The organism is Rhodococcus sp. PSBB066, assembly GCF_017068255.1.
Lineage (GTDB): Bacteria > Actinomycetota > Actinomycetes > Mycobacteriales > Mycobacteriaceae > Rhodococcus > Rhodococcus aetherivorans.
The window spans coordinates 2,279,151-2,296,302 of record NZ_CP070859.1; the positions used below are offsets into that span (position 1 = coordinate 2,279,151).

Consider the following 17,152-nt stretch of genomic DNA (forward strand, 5'->3'; position numbering starts at 1 on the left):
GATCAACTTGCCGATGCGGAATCAAGTGGAATACCACAACAAGCGCTGCCGCAACCTACATTAATCAGTTCGCGTTCCAATAACCTGGGCGCATGTCCACACCTGCCAGGAGGTAGTCGTGTCTCAAAATCCGATTGTGCCATTCGTCATTGCCGAAATCGGCTGCAATCATGCCGGTGACCTGGAGATCGCAAAGAAGATGATCTCCGTCGCGGCAAACTTCTGCGAGATTGATGCCGTCAAATTTCAAAAGCGAGACAACAAGGTTCTTTTCTCCGAGGAAGAGTACAACGCGCCGCATCCGAATCCGATGCACAGCTTCGGCGAGACATATGGTGCCCACCGAGAGTTTCTTGAATTCACGATAGAACAGCACGTTGAATTGGCTGAACACTGCAGGAAGGAAGGCGTCGTTTACTCGACTTCAGTGTGGGATGTCCCGTCGGCGAAGCAGGTTGCAAGTATCAACCCCGAATTCATAAAGGTTCCGTCCGCGACCAACCTCAACTTTGACGTCCTTTCTGTGCTGACTGATGAATACGGCGGAAAAATCCACATTTCTCTTGGTATGACCACGAGGGAGGAGGAAGAACGGATCGTTGACTTCTTGCGAGCGAAAGGCCGCATCGACGATGTCGTGTTGTATGCGTGTACTTCCGGATATCCGGTTCCCTTTGATCAGCTCGCGCTGATGGAGGTCAAGCGCCTAAAGGATACGTACGGATCCGAGCTGTCCGGTGTCGGCTTCTCTGGCCATCACCTTGGAATAGCCGCCGATGTTGCGGCCATGACCCTTGGGGCGACCACCGTTGAGCGCCATTTCACCCTAGACCGCACCGCCAAGGGAACAGACCACTCGGCTTCCCTTGAACCCGACGGGCTCCGGCGCCTAAAACGGGATCTGAAGCACGTCTCGGCCTCGCTTCGTTACAAGGAGGAGGAACTGCTGGACGTGGAGATCGCCACCCGAAAGAAACTCAAGTGGACCCCAGTTAACGAAAGCTCCTTCGCAGTCTGAAGGTGGCACGACCGGTCGGAGTGAAGATGACCCACCAGGCTAGCGCCATGAAGGTTCGCGTTTTCAATTGCCTACCGACGACGCTGGCGCACTACGCCTCCGAACTATCCGACACTCTGGCGAGGCTTCAGGTCGAGGTTACGCAGGTCGACAGTCGGGTTCCAATTGACTCTTCTCGGAGCATAGTCGTACGTGGATTGTCGCATATCCGCCAGGCGCGGGAGATCTCACGTTCGGATCTACCCACTATCGTGATCTGGCCAGCGTTCGGATGGCTCGATGGGTCGTTATGGTCACGGAGTCGATCTAGGATTCTTGAGATATCGCACGACCCGGTCCCGATACGCCGGCAATTCCTAACCGGACGATTCTGGAATGCTGTCGCTAAACGGTCAATGCGCGTCGAATGGCTCTGCCACACGGAAAGCGCCGCAAATGCGGCGGTGCAGGTTATAGGGACTAGACCTCGCATAGCACTGCACCCGGTCCTGAGTACATCACCGCCAGCGAGGGAAATATTGCCCGGTCGTCGGGGCGTGGTCTCCGTGCTGGGACAATTCAAACCCTCGCGGAATGTCGACGTTTTGCGCGAAATTGCCGAGACTCTTTCGCCCGAGGAATACGATCTCCAGATCATTGGACGTGGATGGCCTCATATTGACGGTTGGCGCGTTACCGATCGCTTTGTGAGTGAAGACGATCTCGACCGTGCCCTGGACGACAGTGACGTGGTTGTCATACCGTATCGGAAATACTGGCAGAGTGGCATCGCGGTACGGGCAGTAGAACGCGGAGTTTCTGTAGTCGGTGAAAGAACGGAGTTCTTGACAAGACTGCTAGGGGCAGACTATCCGGGTCTCGTCAATAATAGCGATTCCTGGCCGCATACGATAGCTGCTGTAGCTAACCACCACGATACGCAAACACATGCGGCGTACGTGAAGGCTGTCGATGATAGCTGGCGCCCGATTGTGGACCTTCTTCGCTCGCCCAGCCACGTCCGTTCCGATAATAACCGTATTTTCAATACTCGCTAGGAGAAAATGGTGACCCGTTCCGTCGCAATCATCGGGACAAGAGGATACCCAAGCTATTACGGTGGCTTCGAAACGTTGGTACGGCGATTGGCTCCCTACCTAGCCGGCAGTGGATGGTCGGTGACTGTGTACGGACGGGCGGCCGCGGCGGCCACCAAGGCCTCTGAGCGGGATCCACGAGTGAATGTACTTAATACCTGGGGCATCGAGACCAAGTCCCTCAGTACGCTGACATATGGCCTCTCGTCGACCGCATCAGCACTCGCTAGGAAACCCGATGTTGCGCTAATCATGAATGTAGCCAACGGTTATTGGCTTCCGATGCTGAAAGCCGCGAATATCCCATCTGTGCTCAATGTGGATGGAATCGAGTGGGAGCGAGCCAAATGGGGGGCCGCGGCAAAGTCTATATTTCGGATTGGCGCGACGATGACTGCCAAGTTTGCCGATCACCTTGTCTACGACTCGCCTGAAATTCAGCGACGCTGGGAGCGCGACTTTGGCCGAAGTGGCACTTACATACCGTACGGAGGCGACGTAGTAGGTGATCTCGGTCCGGTCGACGGCCTTGAAAGAGGTGCGTATGCTCTGCTCGTCGCACGATTCGTTCCGGAGAATACGGTGCCTGAGTTCCTTGAGGCAGCGCGTGAGATCAGTCGCAATTATGACGTCGTGATCGTTGGGTCCTCAGGGTATGGCGGGGCGATCGAGGATGAGGTTCAAGCCCTTGTCGACACGAACCCGCGAGTTCGCTGGATGGGCCATGTCAGTGATGATCTGAGGCTCTTCTCGTTATGGAGAAACGCGGGGGCTTACTTCCATGGCCACAGCGTAGGTGGAACGAATCCAGCACTCGTTCAGGCTATGGCGTGTGGTGCGCCGATCGTCGCGCGGGACACCCCCTTCAATAGGCATGTGCTCGGCGCTGCAGGCGAATTTTGCTCCCCAAACCCGAGCGACATCGCCTCGGCGGTCCTCAACCTACTGAAGAACAACGTACGCCAAGAAGCGTACGGCGAGGCAGCTCAACGGCGAGCAGCGGAGTCCTTTGGCTGGGAGCAGGTATGTGCCTCGTACGAAGCCACACTGGCCTCGGCGATCGCAGCCTCCACTTCAGGCATGCACGCAGCGAGGCGTTGATATGGGCGGAATTTCGGATGGACACACCATCGCTACGGGATCGGCGGTGGCCATCATCCCCGCTCGCGGCGGGTCAAAAGGGATTCTAAGAAAGAACCTTCGTCGAATCGGCGGGCGTGAACTTGTAGCCCGTGCAGTCGACGTCTGTAATGCAACAGCAAGCATCAAGCTTGTAGTTGTCTCAACTGATGACGAAGAGATCGCCTCGGTGTCGCGTCAATCAGGTGCAACCGTCATCATGCGTCCTCAAGAACTGGCATCGGACATTGCAAGTTCAGAGGCAGCGCTCCTCCATGCGTTGGACGAGTTAGAACAGCGCAATTGCCTGTTGCCCTCTACGACCGTGTTTGTACAGTGCACTAGTCCGTTCATTCGAGCGAATGACCTTGACGACGCGATCGGTAGGCTGCATGAGCACGGTGCAGATACGGTGCTATCAGTCGCGGAATCTCACCGCTTTATTTGGAGGGAACACGATGGCGCACTTGTCGGCGTAAACCATATCGGAGGTCCAAGGAAGCGTCGACAGGATCTCGGAATTGAATACGCCGAGACCGGAGCGTTCTACGTAATGAGGACGGAGAAATTTCGAAGGCGTCGGCAGCGATTCATGGATAGAACGGTCGGCTTTGAGGTTCCGGAGTGGACGGCAATTGAGATTGATACGGAAGTGGACCTTAGGATTGCCGAATCCCTTGCTCACCTGGACGCCAGCAGTATCGGCGATCTGTCCGGGATAGCGGCGCTGGTTACCGACTTCGATGGGGTCCATACTGACGACACCGCGTACGTCTGCGAGGACGGCCGCGAACATGTGAAGGTCAGTCGGTCCGATGGAATGGGTATCAGTATGTTGCGCGACGCCGGCCTACCGATTCTCATCCTGTCCAAGGAAAGAAATCCCGTGGTCTCCCGACGAGCGGAAAAGTTGAGAGTAGACGTACGCCAGGGCGTCGACAACAAACTACCGGCCGTTATCGAGTGGATTAGTGCGCTGGGGATTCCTCCACAGAAGGTCGCATATGTCGGAAATGATGTGAACGATCTGGCGTGTATGAACTACGTAGGGTGGCCGATTGCTGTGGCGGACGCCGCGCCGGACGTCGTGCGGGTTGCACGCCACGTCCTCAAGAAGCGAGGTGGCCACGGGGCTCTCCGGGAGCTCGGTGATCTACTCATGGCAGCCGGGATCCACTCTGAGTCATCTTCCATGGGGCAACTCTTCATTCAGCCTTCGTAACCCCGTCGTTGCAGATTGGAGGGACTCGACGTGAAGACTGAGGGAGCGCGACCACCTCGCGAAAATCCTGGTATTCGGGTGATGGCGACATCTCGCCTAGTCGCGCCCCCCTGGGTTCTCAGTATGGAGACAGGGAAGCGGCCGCTGCTTGTGTCCGTGGGAAGTGCGTCGATCCTAGCGGTGCTCACTGCCGTGCGGTTTGTCATGATGGTCAGGCTGCTGGAACCCGAACAGTACGGGCTGCTTAACCTGCTGACGACCGTCTCAAGCCTGCTTCCAATGGTGGTCATCCTTGGCATTCCGCTTCATCTACAGAAGATCGTTAGAAACAGCGGCACACAGTATATCCACTTTGGAATAATCCGAGGATTGACGGCGTGCGGTCTCACCTTCTTGCCGACCGTTGTGGGATTGTACGCAGTCCTCCGCCCGTTCGTGAAATCAAGTACGGAACTGGCAATCTCGGCATTTGCGGTAGCAATTGTCTGCCACGGAATTGGGTGCGCGATATTTTCCTCCCAGCTCCTACTCGGGGCTGGGTACCGTGCGACCGCAGCTGCATCCTTGCTTTGGGTGAACTCGGCTCTGACATGGACGATGTGCATTCCTTATCTTATGAACTGGTCCAGCGTGCCGGCAATATTGATTTCTTGGGCTGCGGGGTGTTTCCTATCGGCAGGTCTCGTCATGGCCGGAGCTTGGCGGCTTTCGGACCGAACCGGACCAGACGCTCGTGTGAATTCACTGCCTCCAGTGTATGGGCGCCCTCGGCGGTTGTTTTTAGACGGGATTAGAACGATTCCAACATTGGTAGGGCCGTGGCTCCTAGTTTTTGTGGTGCGATATTTGCTGGGCCTCAATCTCGGCGAAACTGCCATGGCGGAGTTCTCAATATCATCGACGGTTATCGAGTCTGCTTTTACAGTTGCGGTCACTGTTATTACTTTCTCTGCGAACCGTCTATTGGATGGCGCCACCCGCCCGCTCGGTCCATTCCTATGGTCAACCGCAAGTCTACTCGCAGTGTCTATTCCGGCGCTGATTCTATTGCCGACGGTATTGGGTGAGTTCGCTAATGACGGATATTCGTTCTCCATCGAAATATCGCTGGTGCTCTTACTCGGGGCAATCGCGCGGCTATATCTTTCCTCTTGGCGTCAACGATCATTGGCGGTCGGCACGTTAGGAGCGCTCTCGACGCAGTTTATTGCAGTAACTGCAATAGCAGCTATGTTCATTGCGATATCACGGCCGAGCGAAACGATCGTCTATGCATTGGTTCAAACGACATCCTATCTCGTGATAGCGGCTTCGCAACAGTGGTTCACGTCCCGGCGGGAAGGTCGTTCGGTGCCAGTACATAATGGCGCCCCTCGCGCATTGCGCATGGGGGCGTCGTCCCGAGCCTCATGGGGAGGAAAGTGAAATGGTCCAACAGCGTAAGGTGTTGTTTGTCGCCGTTGGTGAAACGGAAGTTCAGGGCTATCGATTTTTGGCTGAACGTATGCGGGAAGAGGGGTATGAATGTCGCGTTGTGACGTGGCTTCCCAGGCTATCTGGATGTGGCGTTGATTCGATTCACGCGATGTCAAAGGATATTTCGACCTCGCAATTCGATACTTCGCTCGCGGTTCAACTCGGATTTCCGGACCCTGGCATGGCGGCGGATTTTGACCGGGACTGGCACTTCGCGACGGCCGCTGCGAAGCGACGTCACGTACTTCGAATAATTTCAACGGGCGAATTCATCTTCCGGAGTTGGGGTCCGAACGTGATTGTCTCTGCCGTTGGAGGTGAGACGACTCGAGTTGTGTTCGAAGCCCTAGGTAGGCACTTCAATTGCGTTTCACTGTACTTTAACGCTATTCCGCTTGATGAGCGCTTCGTGCTACTCCCTTCGATGTCGGCGCCCTTTGTTCCACCTCCGGGGGAGGTCGGCTACAAGCCGTCGGGCAGCGCTTCGAGGGTGAGTCGAGCAGCGGCGGTCTCGCGGGCTACGTTCAGAAGCCATCTACAGGACTCGAAATGGGACGCCCTTGTTCGTCTTTACGAAACTAAGATTCGCGATGCAGGAATTTACCCGCGAACTTGGTATGAGCGCAAGTCGATAAGCGGTGTAAAGTCCGCCATTCTGTCGCGTATTCCTTCGCCGGCGACTTTTGGAGAGGCGGATGGCGTGAATGTGCTATATCCGATGCACGACGAGCGAGACTTTCAGGTTGCCGTTCGCGAACGACATGCCGTGCCTCAGGTGCACCTCTTGAAGTACGTCGCTTCGACACTGCCGCCGGGCTATCGGCTCTGGATAAAGCCCCATCCTCATCACCTTGAGGCGCACCATCAACTGTTATTGCGAGAGATCAGAGATATTCCGAACATCGGATTCCTGAATCCGCAAACAAGCTATGTGGATGCGATCAATGGCTGTGATGTGGTATTCACGCTTGCCTCGACGCTTGGATTCGAAGCTCTCAAGTTAGGAAAGCCTGTTGTGTGCTACGGAAGCCCCTTCTACGGCGGCTATGGCATTACAATGGATGTTCGTGATCCTAGACTTATTTCGGAATCTATCACGAAGGCCGTTGGGAGCGTCCCAGACCAGAATGCAGTTCATGGTTTGATTGCGCGGATGGAGGAGTATTCATGGAGTGGTCAATTTACCCCACTTCGGCTTGAGGAGAACAATCTTCTTTCACTGCTGGACGGAGTATTCGATGTCCTCACTCGTCACTGACATCGTGCGTAGAATCCGTGTTTTTTCATTGGCGCTGTTTTGCATCGCCCTTTCCTGGACCAGGCCTGGCGCCTTCATGATTAGTAAACGCCGAACGGGCTCGCGCAAATCTAGTGCAGATACCCCTGCACCGCGGCGATCGCTGGTGCTGATTGGTGCATATGGAAATTCGAACTTTGGCGACGATATTGTTGCTGTGAGTATTGTCGAGTCTGCTCGTGCGCTGAATTTTGACTCCGTGAGAGTGATCGGTAGGAGGCCTGATTTTGACCTCCTTGAGGCGGACGTTCCTGGAGCTCAAATGCACTTCTGCGGTGACGGGTTCGCGGGGTTGATCGAGACCTGGAGATCGATTCCGCGTGCTGGATCGAGTCTCGATGTGGCGATCCTGGGGGGCGGAGGGTTGCTTGAGGGAAAGATGGACGATGTCAATGTTCATCGGTTGGTGTTGGAATATTGCGGCAAGCTTCTCATAGCAAGGATCCTGGGCTACACCGTTCTGGTGCACGGTATCGGCGTGTCGCCTGTACTTTATTCGGATAGGTGGGTTTCCCGAGGAGTTTGTAAGGCGCTTTCGATGGCAAGAGGGATTTCTGTGCGCGATCAGAAGAGTGTGGATGTGCTGGCGGCTAATGGCATAGATGCCGTCCTTGTACGTGACCCCGCCAGTAGTCTCTTTTATCATATGGCACCGGCTTGTAAGCGCCGTCCAAGAACCGTTGGCATCGTGCTACTGGATAGGTATCGGTGGCCGAGTTTTGAGCGTGCTAGAGACTCGCAGGAGACGCTTCGGCAGGAGGACCTTCGTGCTATTGCGGTTCGGATGGTGGATTGGAGCCGCAATGGCCTGAGGTTAGAACTGTTCGAGTTTCATTGGAGTGACGGTGCGGTCCTGAAGGACTTGGCTTCTGTTTACGCGGACATGGGCGGTGACACTGAAGCCTTGAGGTTTATTGGCGGATGGAGAAGCTGCACAGCGCCGTTTCGGCGATTGATGGAGTGCGGAACCGTCTTCACAATGAGATTTCACCCTGGCTTAGCTGGGCTGATTGCGGGAAATTCGGTTGAAGTGGTCGGTGACCTGCAGAAGCTTGAATCCTTACGCGTGGGAATGAATGGCGATTCAGTGTGGAAATATCCGAGCTCTTTCGGAGACCCGGAAGATTTCCTCGTTCAAAACCTTGATTCGAGTGTGTACCCGACTCGCAGTTTAGGACGTAGATCTGAGTCGGCGGGCAGGTGAACTTATGACGATGACTACCAGAACGTTAGATTGGGCCAGGTCGTCTAATGGAGATTTCTCTCGTGCCAGTCCTGTAAGTGGCCTGAATGTGACATTATGCGTTCTTCTCATTGTGGGAAGTACGACTGAACGAGTGGTCATTGGATATGGCGGGTATTCGTTCTATTTTGCTCACATCTTGTGCTTCATAATGTTCCCGATGATTGTTATGGGGACTCGCGGTGCTCGGCCGCTGTTTGGTTCCGTCTTCTTGTTGCTGGTAGTCGGCGTGGCAGTTGGTATGCCGGCGGTTATGTTGTTCGGTTCGGGTAGCCGTACGGGGTATTTCCTTCAGCTCTTTGCGAATGGCGCGCTGTTCCTGCTGGCGTATGGGTTGTTTTGCTCGCTTTCGTCTTCTCAGCTCAGGACGGTCGTTCGTGTGGTGACAGTTGCGCTAGCCCTGGGGTGTCTGATCCAGGTGGCCCTTTTTCCGGCGCGTAGCGCCAGCATGGGGGTCCGACTTTTTGGTCTGCCGCGTCCGGTACTGCTATTCAATGAGCCGACCTGGGTGGCACTTTTTTCGGTGCTGATTCTCGCTGGCGCGGTGGCGATGGGACTGCGGTGGTGCTCTGTCTTGCTCGCTGCGTTGGTTCTGGCAATCTTCACTCGGTCGGCGTTGATGATTGCTGTGAGCTTGGCATTAGTATCAATTCCGGCCCTCAGGCGTTGGGCAAAACCTGCTGCGCTCGCACTCGTTGCTGGCTTCAGCGTGTTCTCCGGACTTTTCGTTTACAGATCGGTGAGTGCGGGGCAGAGGGTTCGTCAGATAACGTCCCTTGATACGCGCCAGTTGGACATCTTTGCAATCAGGCTTGCGAACGGTGGTGATTTCTCTCCGTTTGGCTCTGAGTTTGTGAAAGTGTTCGACGTGGTGCGTAATCGAGTGGTTCCGACGACGAGTAATGTCCTGTCGTTTGATTTCTACTGGAAGTTCGGCGTCGGAGGCTTGGTATTTTTCTTGGTATGGGCGTGGATGGTCTCGTGGTATTTGCCACGGCGAGTGGGGGCAGGTTTCGGCGTCCCTACTGTATGGGGGCCGTGGGTTGCACTAGCCCTCCTACCTGGAGTGATGCAGTTCAATAATGCGTTTGGGCGACCGTGGCTGTGGGTGCTGATTGCGTTCTTGCTGGCTACGATCAGGCTGTGCAGACTTGAGGTAAGCGGTTGTGCGAATGGGTTCCACTCTGGCGGTTTGGAAGGTCAGCGTCTCAACCCGCAGGCTCGTATCGGATCTCGGGATTTTAAGACCGCCTTGGGTTCGTGATGTGTTGTTATTTGAACCAGGTTCACCAGGGCAGAGGGTTGAATCGGCGCTAGCAAAGTAGAATCGGATCTAGAAGGAAGATCGCGCGGCGGTCGACGTCGTCGAGCAGCACCGCGTCCCACTGCCCGAAGGTGGGCGAGCCGACGCGCAGGTCGACGACGACGTCGAGCCTGAGTTGCACCAGGTGAGCCGGTTCTCGGGGTGGTCCCGCGTATCTGTGCAGGTAGAGACGGTGCGTCCCGAGTTGGCTCACGTTTTCGGGATGATCGACGGCTCACGTCTGTGAGCTGCGGGTTCTCGTCGGGATCGGTCTGATTTCACGCACTAACGGCGCTGGTTCTAGGCTCGGCGAGTGGTGTTTGTCAGGAAGGTGCGCACCAAGTCCGGGGCCACGGCCGTGCAGATCGCCCGCTACGTGGGTGGCCGGCAGGAGATCGTCAAGCACATCGGCTCCGCCCACACCGACGTCGAACTCGGCATGCTGCTCGAACGGGCCCGGACCTGGCTCGAACCCGATCAGCAGACCCTCGACCTCGGCGTCACGCCCCAGTTCCCGGTCGAAAAGCCCCTGGCCGGCGGGCAGAGTGCCCTGCTCGAGCCCATACCCGGACCCGTGCAGGTGGACGCGCCGGGACGGACGGAATCGACCGGGTCGGTGCTGCTGCGCCAGGTACTGACCGACGTCTACGACCAGCTCGGCTTCGGCATCCTCGGCGACACGGTGTTCCGGGACCTGGTGATCGCCCGGATCGTCGAACCCGGCTCGAAGCTCGACGCCGGCCGGGTCCTGCAGGACCTCGGGGCGGATCCACCGAGCTACGCCACGATCAAGCGCCACCTGAAGCAGGTCATCACCGGTCACTACCGGGATCGCATCGCCGAACAGTGCTTCGTCCATGCCGCCGAAACCGGCGGTCTGAGCCTGTTGTTGTACGACGTGACGACCTTGTACTTCGAGGCCGAAAAGGAAGATGACCTGCGGAAAGTCGGGTACTCGAAGGAACGTCGGGTCGACCCGCAGATCGTCGTCGGGCTGCTGGTGGATCGGACCGGTTTCCCGCTCGAGATCGGGGGCTACGAAGGCAACTCGGCCGAAACCCACACGATCGTGCCGATCGTGCGGCAGTTCCAGGCCCGCCACGACCTCGGCGGGGTCGAGATGGTCGTCGCCGCCGACGCCGGGATGCTGTCGGCGGCGAATCTCGCTGCCTTGGACCGGGCCGGGCTCAAGTTCATCGTCGGCTCGCGTGTCACCAAGGCACCCGGGGATCTCGCCTCGCACTTTCATTGGAACGGCACCGTGTTCACCGACGGTCAGGTCATCGACACGATCACACCGCGGCACGGGCGCTCGGTGGTCAACAACTCCCGCAAACGCGCCGAACCGGTGTGGGATCCGGCGGAGCATCCGAATGCGTGGCGGGCGGTGTGGCAGTATTCGCGCAGCCGCGCCGCTCGGGACGAGAAGACCCTCAACGCGCAGGAAGCCCGCGCCCGGGCGGTGGTCGACGGGGACGCCGCCCCGAAGTCCACACGGTTCGTGACGGTCACCGCGAAGGGCCGGCGCCTGGACACCGTCTCGCTGGAGCGAGCCAGGATGCTCGTCGGACTGAAAGGCTATGTCACCAACCTTCCTGTCTCCCTGATGGATCCGGGCGAGATCATCGCCAAGTACCACGAGTTGTGGCATGTCGAACAGTCGTTCCGGATGTCGAAGACCGACCTGCGGGCACGGCCGATCTTCCACCGCACCCGCGACGCGATCGAGGCACACCTGACCGTGGTGTTCACGGCGTTGGCCGTCTCCCGGGTGGTGCAGGAGCGCAGCGGCCTCGCGATCGGCAAGGTCGTCAAACTGCTGCGGCCGCTGCGGTCGGCGACCATCGCGATCAACGGCACCCGACACACCTTCCCACCGCAGGTCGACGTCGACCTGCAGGCCTTGCTCGACCGAATTTCAGGACCCGGACTCACGCACTAACCAAATGAGCCAACTCGGGACAGATCGTCGTCGGGCTGCTCGTCGATCGCACCGGATTTCCGTTGGAGATCGGGTGTTTCGAAGGAAATCACGCCGAGACCCGCACCATCGTGCCCATCGTGCGGCAGTTCCAGGCCCGCCACAGTATCGACTGGGTGGAGATGGTCATCGCCGCCGACGCCGGGATGCTGTCGGCGACGAACCTGAAGGATCTCGATGCGGCCGGACTGAAGTTCATCGTCGGCTCGAGGGTGACGAAGGCGCCGGCGGATCTGGCCAGCCATTTCCACTGGAACGGAGACGTGTTCACCGACGGACAGATCATCGACACCGTGACCCCACGGCACGCCAAAAGCACGGTCAACGACATCGGTCGCCGCGGTGAGCCGGTGTGGGAGCCGGCCGACACGTCGGCGTGGCGGGCGATCTGGGCGTACTCGGCCACGCGTGCCGTGCGGGACAACCAGACCCTGAACGCGCAGGAAACCCGGGCCCGGGAGGTCATCGACGGCACCCGCGCTGCCCGAACGCCCCGGTTCGTCAAGACCACCACGAAGGGCAAATCGCTCGACACCGACGCTCTGGCCCGGGCGCGGTCACTCCTCGGTCTGAAGGGCTACGTCACCAACCTGCCTGTCTCGCTGATGAATCCGCGGGAAGTGATGAAGAAGTACCACGATCTGTGGCACGTCGAGCAGTCGTTTCGGATGTCGAAGACGGATCTGCGGGCCCGCCCGATTTTCAGCCACACCCGGGAGTCGATCGAGGCGCACCTGACCATCGTGTTCACCGCGTTGGCGATCTCCCGCTATCTGCAGGATGCGACCGGGATGTCGATCAGGAAGATCGTGCGGACCCTACGACCTCTGCAGGAAGTCACCGTCACGATCGCCGGCCACGAGCACACCGCCTTCGATCCGCTCACCGACGACGCCGTACACATCCTCGACTCCCTCGGCATCGCGAATCCCCGCACGGAGTTGGCACACTAATCTGGTGCAACTCGGGTCGAGCACCGCGCCGGCCGGGCAGGTGACGTACTTGGCCTGCCCGGGGGGGACGTCGGCGTAGTGGATGCCGCGCAGCACCCCGGCGGCGGAGACCGAGCAGTTGGCCTGGGCGAGGTCGAGGGCGCGTCCGGCGGCGTCGGTGAAGGTGGGCTGTTTGAACCACTCGTAGAAGACGCCGCGGTCGTCGCCGAACTGTCGGGGGGTGATCTCGTAGGCGCCGGGGATCTTCAGTTCGCGGTAGTGCACCGTCAGTGTCCTTCCCGGTCGAGCAGGTCGAGCAGGTAGCTGCCGTAGCCGGATTTGACCAGCGGCGCGGCCAGGGCGCGCAGGTCGTCGTCGGTGATGAAGCCGCGCCGCCACGCGACCTCCTCGGGGGCGCCGATCTTCAGGCCCTGGCGTTGTTCGATGGTACGGACGTAGTTGCCGGCGTCGAGCAGCGAGTCGAAGGTGCCGGTGTCGAGCCAGGCGGTGCCGCGCGGCAGGACCTCGACCTGGAGCCGGCCGGCCTCGAGGTAGATGCGGTTGATGTCGGTGATCTCGTATTCGCCGCGGTCCGACGGGCGCAGGCCGCGGGCGATGGCGACGACGTCGTTGTCGTAGAAGTACAACCCGGGCACCGCGAAGTTCGACTTCGGGGTGGCCGGCTTCTCCTCCAAGGAGAATGCTCGTCCGGTGTCATCGAATTCGATGACACCGTAGGCCCTGGGATCGGAGACGCGGTAGGCGAACACTGCGCCGCCGTCGATGTTGCTGAATCGGCTCAGTTGCGATCCGATTCCGGGTCCATAGAAGATGTTGTCCCCCAACACGAGGGCCGCGGACTCACTACCGATGTGCTCGGCGCCGAGCACGAACGCCTGGGCGAGCCCGTTCGGCTCCGGCTGGACCCGGTAGGTCAGGTTCACCCCGTAGCGCGACCCGTCGCCGAGCAGGCGCTGAAACTGCTCCGAATCGTGTGGGGTGGTGATGATCAGGATGTCGCGGATCCCGGCGAGCATGAGGGTCGAGAGCGGGTAGTAGATCATCGGCTTGTCGTAGACCGGTACGAGTTGCTTACTCGGACCAAGAGTGATCGGATGTAGCCGCGATCCGGTCCCCCCGGCGAGAATGATTCCGCGCATGGGGCACAGTCTTTCATTGTCGTTCGCTACCGGCGAGTTGGGGCGAAATTACGGAGGGTCCATTTCAATGCGATTGCTCGTCACCGGCGGTGCCGGTTTCATCGGTGCGAACTTCGTGCATCGGACCGTCGCCGACCGCCCCGAGGCGCGGGTGACCGTGCTCGACAAGCTCACCTACGCCGGCAACCCGGCCTCCCTCGACCCGGTCGCCGAGAAGATCCGCTTCGTCCGCGGCGACGTCGCCGACGCGGACCTGGTCGACGCGCTGGTCGCCGAGTCGGATCTGGTGGTGCACTTCGCCGCCGAGTCGCACAACGACAACTCCCTGGCCGATCCGTCGCCGTTCGTGCAGACCAACCTGATCGGCACGTTCACCCTGCTCGAGGCGGTGCGCCGGCAGTCGGTGCGGTATCACCACATCTCCACCGACGAGGTGTACGGCGATCTCGAGCTCGACGATCCGGCCCGGTTCACCGAGGCCACCGCCTACAACCCGTCGAGCCCGTACTCGTCGACCAAGGCCGGCTCGGACCTGCTGGTGCGCGCGTGGGTGCGCTCGTTCGGGGTGGCCGCGACGATCTCGAACTGCTCGAACAACTACGGCCCCTATCAGCACGTGGAGAAGTTCATCCCGCGGCAGATCACCAACGTCCTCGACGGGATCCGGCCCAAGCTGTACGGCACCGGGGCGAACGTGCGGGACTGGATCCACGTCGACGACCACAACCGGGCGGTGTGGACGATCATCGACAAGGGCGAGATCGGCCAGACCTATCTGATCGGCGCGGACGGCGAGACGAACAACCGCACCGTCGTCGAGACCATCCTCGAGCTGTGCGGTAAGGACCGGGGCGACTTCGACTTCGTCACCGACCGCCCCGGCCACGACCTGCGCTACGCCATCGACGCCACCCGCCTGCGCACCGAGCTCGGCTGGACCCCCCGCTACCGGGACTTCCGCGAGGGCCTGGCCGCGACCATCGACTGGTACCGCACCCACGAGCACTGGTGGCGACCGCAGAAGGACGCCACCGAGACTACCTATCGCGAGGCGGGAGAATCGGTGCTCGAGAAGTGACCGAGCGACCCCGTCCGAGAACGTAATCCCGGGCATAGAACAGGCGCTGACCGCGAGGTTCTTCCTCGCGGCCAGTACCGTTGAAGCTCATCGAATCGGCCGCCACGTGAGATCAGGGGTGCAAGATCGTCAGTCCGGAAATCTTCCAAGCCCTGGTCTTCATGTGTTCGCTCTTCGCCGCCTCCGCATGGTGCCTGGCTCGACCGAATGCTCTGTCGAGCACAGCCGTCGCAGTGGCATCGTTTCTGTGGCTCGCGCTCAGCGGACCGCTCGAGGGCCGGGTGCTGTACGTATTCAACCCGGGCCACGGTCTCACCGAATCCGATCTCCTGTCGTTCGTCGGATTCGGAATCGCAGCATGGGGTTTCTGGGCGTCCTACCGCCGCTACAAGCGAGGTGGGCCGGGTCGGTGGCTGTGAGGCCGCCCGCCCGGTCCTAGCCGCAGGCGGGCACCTCCACGCTGAATTCCGGCTCGTCGACGAGTGGCTGGACCGGGATGCGTGCCTCTCCCTCGACGACAGGTTCCGTCAGCTCGAAGACGATCTCGGCGGTCTCGCCGCGGGGAACCGGGAGCTGGACGCTGTACACCGGGTGGCCCAGTTCCTTGCCTGTGAAGCTCATGGCCGCTGTCCCGTTCACCGTTACCTTGTCGAGCTTTGCGCCCTGGGTGGCGACCAGCGACAAGTCCGTGAGATTGGAACCGAACGGAGCACCCACCGGGTTGTCGAACATGCCTGCCACGTAATCGGTGTAGTCACCGGCCGGCAGGTCGTTGCTCAGCAGGACCGTGATCGTGGAGTTCCGGGTATCGCCGTCGCAGGAGCCGGCGGTGTACTCGATCTCGCGTCGCAGGTAGTAGTCCAGCTTGTTGCCACCGAGATTGTTGACGACCACGCCCGCGTACGGGGCGGGATCCTCGGGAACCGTGTGGCCGAGCGGTGTTCCCGCAAGAACCGCCTGCTCGTGCGGGTTGGCGCTCCACACGGCGAGCCGCCCTTCGCTCGCCGCGCGGCCGAGGGCTTCCAGCAGGGCCTGGGGGCGGCTGATGCTGCCCGTCATCTTCTGGACGACCGCCGATGCCACCCGTTCCAGGTATTGCTTGCGGGCCGCCTGGTTGTCGCCGAAACGCGAGTACGCCGTGGATTCGGTCAGTTCGACGACGTTGTCGGCCGTGATCTTCTCCCCGCCCGGCAACGTCACCGGCCCGACCACCTCGAGGACGTAGCTGAGCGCCACCGGATCCGTGGCCACCGCGCCGTCGACGCGCTCGCCCGACTCCTGCCGCCACAGCGACTGCCAGATCTGCGCCGCGTACGGGAAATGGGAGCTGACGTTGCTGTTGCGGAAGTCGACCGTCGGCCGGCTGTGCCCGTAGGTGCGGGCGAAGTCCGGTCCCAGGTCGATGGGCTGGTAGTTCGTGCGCAGTTCCCGGTTGCTCGCCAGGTCGTCCACGCGCACCGCGCCGTCGGCCGCGCGGACGATGCCAAACCCGCCGAGCAGGCCGCCCGTGCCCCGGGCCTCCGCGTTGGTCTGGAAGCCGATGAAGTAGCTGCGCGGCCCGTCGGCGCCCAGCATGGCCGGCGCGATCTCGGCCGCGAGGGAAGTGTTGTGGAGCAAACCGGACAACTCGGCTGTCTGGTGCTGCAATTGGACGCGGGCGTCGTCGATCAGGCCGAGGTAGGTGCCGTCGATGTCCTGCGCGCGCGCGTCCAGTTCGGCCGCCGCCGCCGCGGTGGTCTCGAGGACGGGGGCGGCATCGCGCAGTGCGGCGAGGTTGATGCGGGCGCCGTCGAGGATCAGCTGATCGGGGGAGACCGCCGAGCCGGCGTCCACGGCTGGCACCAGAACATCCGATGTGAGGCCTGTCACAACGTCGCTCATCTGCTGGCTCGAGGCGAAGGGGCTGCCGAGCCAGGGGATGGCCGCGGCGATGCTCCACGGCAGCGAGTGGGTGGAGTCCTGGGCCTGATTCGCGTAATTGTCGGCGTCGCCGGCGGTGCGCAGGGCCGTCTCGGTATCACCCGCCAGCAGAGCCTCTTTCGAACTGGTGGCATACTCCCGGGCCTGCTCGAGGCTCGACTTCGCCTGCAGCCCTTCGTAAGCCAGCCAGGTGCCGAGGCCGACGACGACGACCGCTCCTGCGGTGCAACCGATCGCGATGGTCCGGCGCTTGTGGCGCTCGGCGGCGATCTGCTCGTCGGTCTTGCGTCGGCGCACCTTGCGCCGGCGTGGTTCCGGCGAAAGTGA

At 60.2% G+C, this 17,152-nt stretch carries 13 protein-coding genes and 3 pseudogenes; 12 read left to right on the forward strand and 4 right to left on the reverse strand.

Features of this window, described 5'->3' with window-relative positions; genetic code table 11:
- The first annotated feature begins 118 nt into the window (after positions 1 to 118).
- The 8 genes from JYA75_RS10665 to JYA75_RS10700 all read left to right on the forward strand — a co-directional run bounded on the left by JYA75_RS10665 (position 119) and on the right by JYA75_RS10700 (position 9,715).
- Positions 119 to 1,018 (forward strand): N-acetylneuraminate synthase family protein, encoded by a 900-nt coding sequence (locus tag JYA75_RS10665; protein WP_203329996.1) that lies wholly within the window; start codon positions 119 to 121, stop codon positions 1,016 to 1,018.
- A 536-nt stretch (positions 1,019 to 1,554) separates the two neighbouring features.
- Positions 1,555 to 2,055 carry a glycosyltransferase gene (locus tag JYA75_RS10670; protein ID WP_161995312.1) on the forward strand — a complete coding sequence of 167 codons (501 nt, stop codon included), beginning with the start codon at positions 1,555 to 1,557 and terminating at the stop codon, positions 2,053 to 2,055.
- A gap of 6 nt (positions 2,056 to 2,061) precedes the next feature.
- Positions 2,062 to 3,195 carry a glycosyltransferase gene (locus JYA75_RS10675; RefSeq protein ID WP_203329997.1) on the forward strand — a complete coding sequence of 378 codons (1,134 nt, stop codon included), beginning with the start codon at positions 2,062 to 2,064 and terminating at the stop codon, positions 3,193 to 3,195.
- 46 nt (positions 3,196 to 3,241) lie between these two features.
- Positions 3,242 to 4,435 carry an acylneuraminate cytidylyltransferase gene (locus JYA75_RS10680; RefSeq protein ID WP_203329998.1) on the forward strand — a complete coding sequence of 398 codons (1,194 nt, stop codon included), beginning with the start codon at positions 3,242 to 3,244 and terminating at the stop codon, positions 4,433 to 4,435.
- 837 nt (positions 4,436 to 5,272) lie between these two features.
- Positions 5,273 to 5,860 (forward strand): hypothetical protein, encoded by a 588-nt coding sequence (locus tag JYA75_RS10685; protein WP_161995315.1) that lies wholly within the window; start codon positions 5,273 to 5,275, stop codon positions 5,858 to 5,860.
- A 1-nt stretch (position 5,861) separates the two neighbouring features.
- Positions 5,862 to 7,169, forward strand: coding sequence for a hypothetical protein (locus tag JYA75_RS10690; protein WP_203329999.1), 1,308 nt, complete (start codon positions 5,862 to 5,864; stop codon positions 7,167 to 7,169).
- The gene (locus JYA75_RS10695; protein ID WP_203330000.1) at positions 7,150 to 8,412 is read left to right on the forward strand and encodes a polysaccharide pyruvyl transferase family protein; all 1,263 of its coding nucleotides are present in this window, start codon (positions 7,150 to 7,152) and stop codon (positions 8,410 to 8,412) included. Before JYA75_RS10690 ends, JYA75_RS10695 begins: the two co-directional genes overlap by 20 nt.
- A 133-nt stretch (positions 8,413 to 8,545) precedes the next feature.
- Positions 8,546 to 9,715, forward strand: coding sequence for a hypothetical protein (locus JYA75_RS10700; RefSeq protein ID WP_203330001.1), 1,170 nt, complete (start codon positions 8,546 to 8,548; stop codon positions 9,713 to 9,715).
- A gap of 67 nt (positions 9,716 to 9,782) precedes the next feature.
- Here the strand turns inward: JYA75_RS10700 and JYA75_RS10705 are convergent.
- Positions 9,783 to 9,884: pseudogene (locus tag JYA75_RS10705) on the reverse strand (dTDP-4-dehydrorhamnose 3,5-epimerase family protein); the annotation flags it as partial.
- Positions 9,885 to 10,067: 183 nt separating this feature from the next.
- Here JYA75_RS10705 and JYA75_RS10710 point away from each other — a divergent pair.
- Together JYA75_RS10710 and JYA75_RS10715 are read left to right on the forward strand one after the other, a co-directional pair.
- Entirely contained in the window at positions 10,068 to 11,696 is a 1,629-nt protein-coding gene (locus tag JYA75_RS10710) for an IS1634 family transposase (RefSeq protein ID WP_203330002.1), read from the forward strand.
- A 20-nt stretch (positions 11,697 to 11,716) separates the two neighbouring features.
- A pseudogene (locus JYA75_RS10715) lies at positions 11,717 to 12,688 on the forward strand (IS1634 family transposase); the annotation flags it as partial.
- Positions 12,689 to 12,703: 15 nt separating this feature from the next.
- Here JYA75_RS10715 and JYA75_RS10720 read toward each other — a convergent pair.
- Positions 12,704 to 12,952, reverse strand: a pseudogene (locus JYA75_RS10720) (dTDP-4-dehydrorhamnose 3,5-epimerase family protein); the annotation flags it as partial.
- Positions 12,953 to 12,954: 2 nt separating this feature from the next.
- Positions 12,955 to 13,827 (reverse strand): glucose-1-phosphate thymidylyltransferase RfbA, encoded by an 873-nt coding sequence (rfbA, locus tag JYA75_RS10725; protein ID WP_203330003.1) that lies wholly within the window; start codon positions 13,825 to 13,827, stop codon positions 12,955 to 12,957.
- Between the two features lie 67 nt (positions 13,828 to 13,894).
- On the opposite strand from rfbA, the gene rfbB reads away from it, so the two are divergent.
- On the forward strand, positions 13,895 to 14,905 hold the full coding sequence (gene rfbB, locus JYA75_RS10730; RefSeq protein WP_203330004.1) for a dTDP-glucose 4,6-dehydratase: 1,011 nt from the start codon (positions 13,895 to 13,897) through the stop codon (positions 14,903 to 14,905).
- Between the two features lie 233 nt (positions 14,906 to 15,138).
- Entirely contained in the window at positions 15,139 to 15,324 is a 186-nt protein-coding gene (locus tag JYA75_RS10735; RefSeq protein WP_237210703.1) for a hypothetical protein, read from the forward strand.
- 16 nt (positions 15,325 to 15,340) lie between these two features.
- Here JYA75_RS10735 and JYA75_RS10740 read toward each other — a convergent pair whose 3' ends face one another.
- Positions 15,341 to 17,122: a DUF4012 domain-containing protein gene (locus JYA75_RS10740; protein WP_203330178.1), complete on the reverse strand. Its 1,782-nt coding sequence runs from the start codon at positions 17,120 to 17,122 to the stop codon at positions 15,341 to 15,343.
- Between the last annotated feature and the right edge of the window lie 30 nt (positions 17,123 to 17,152).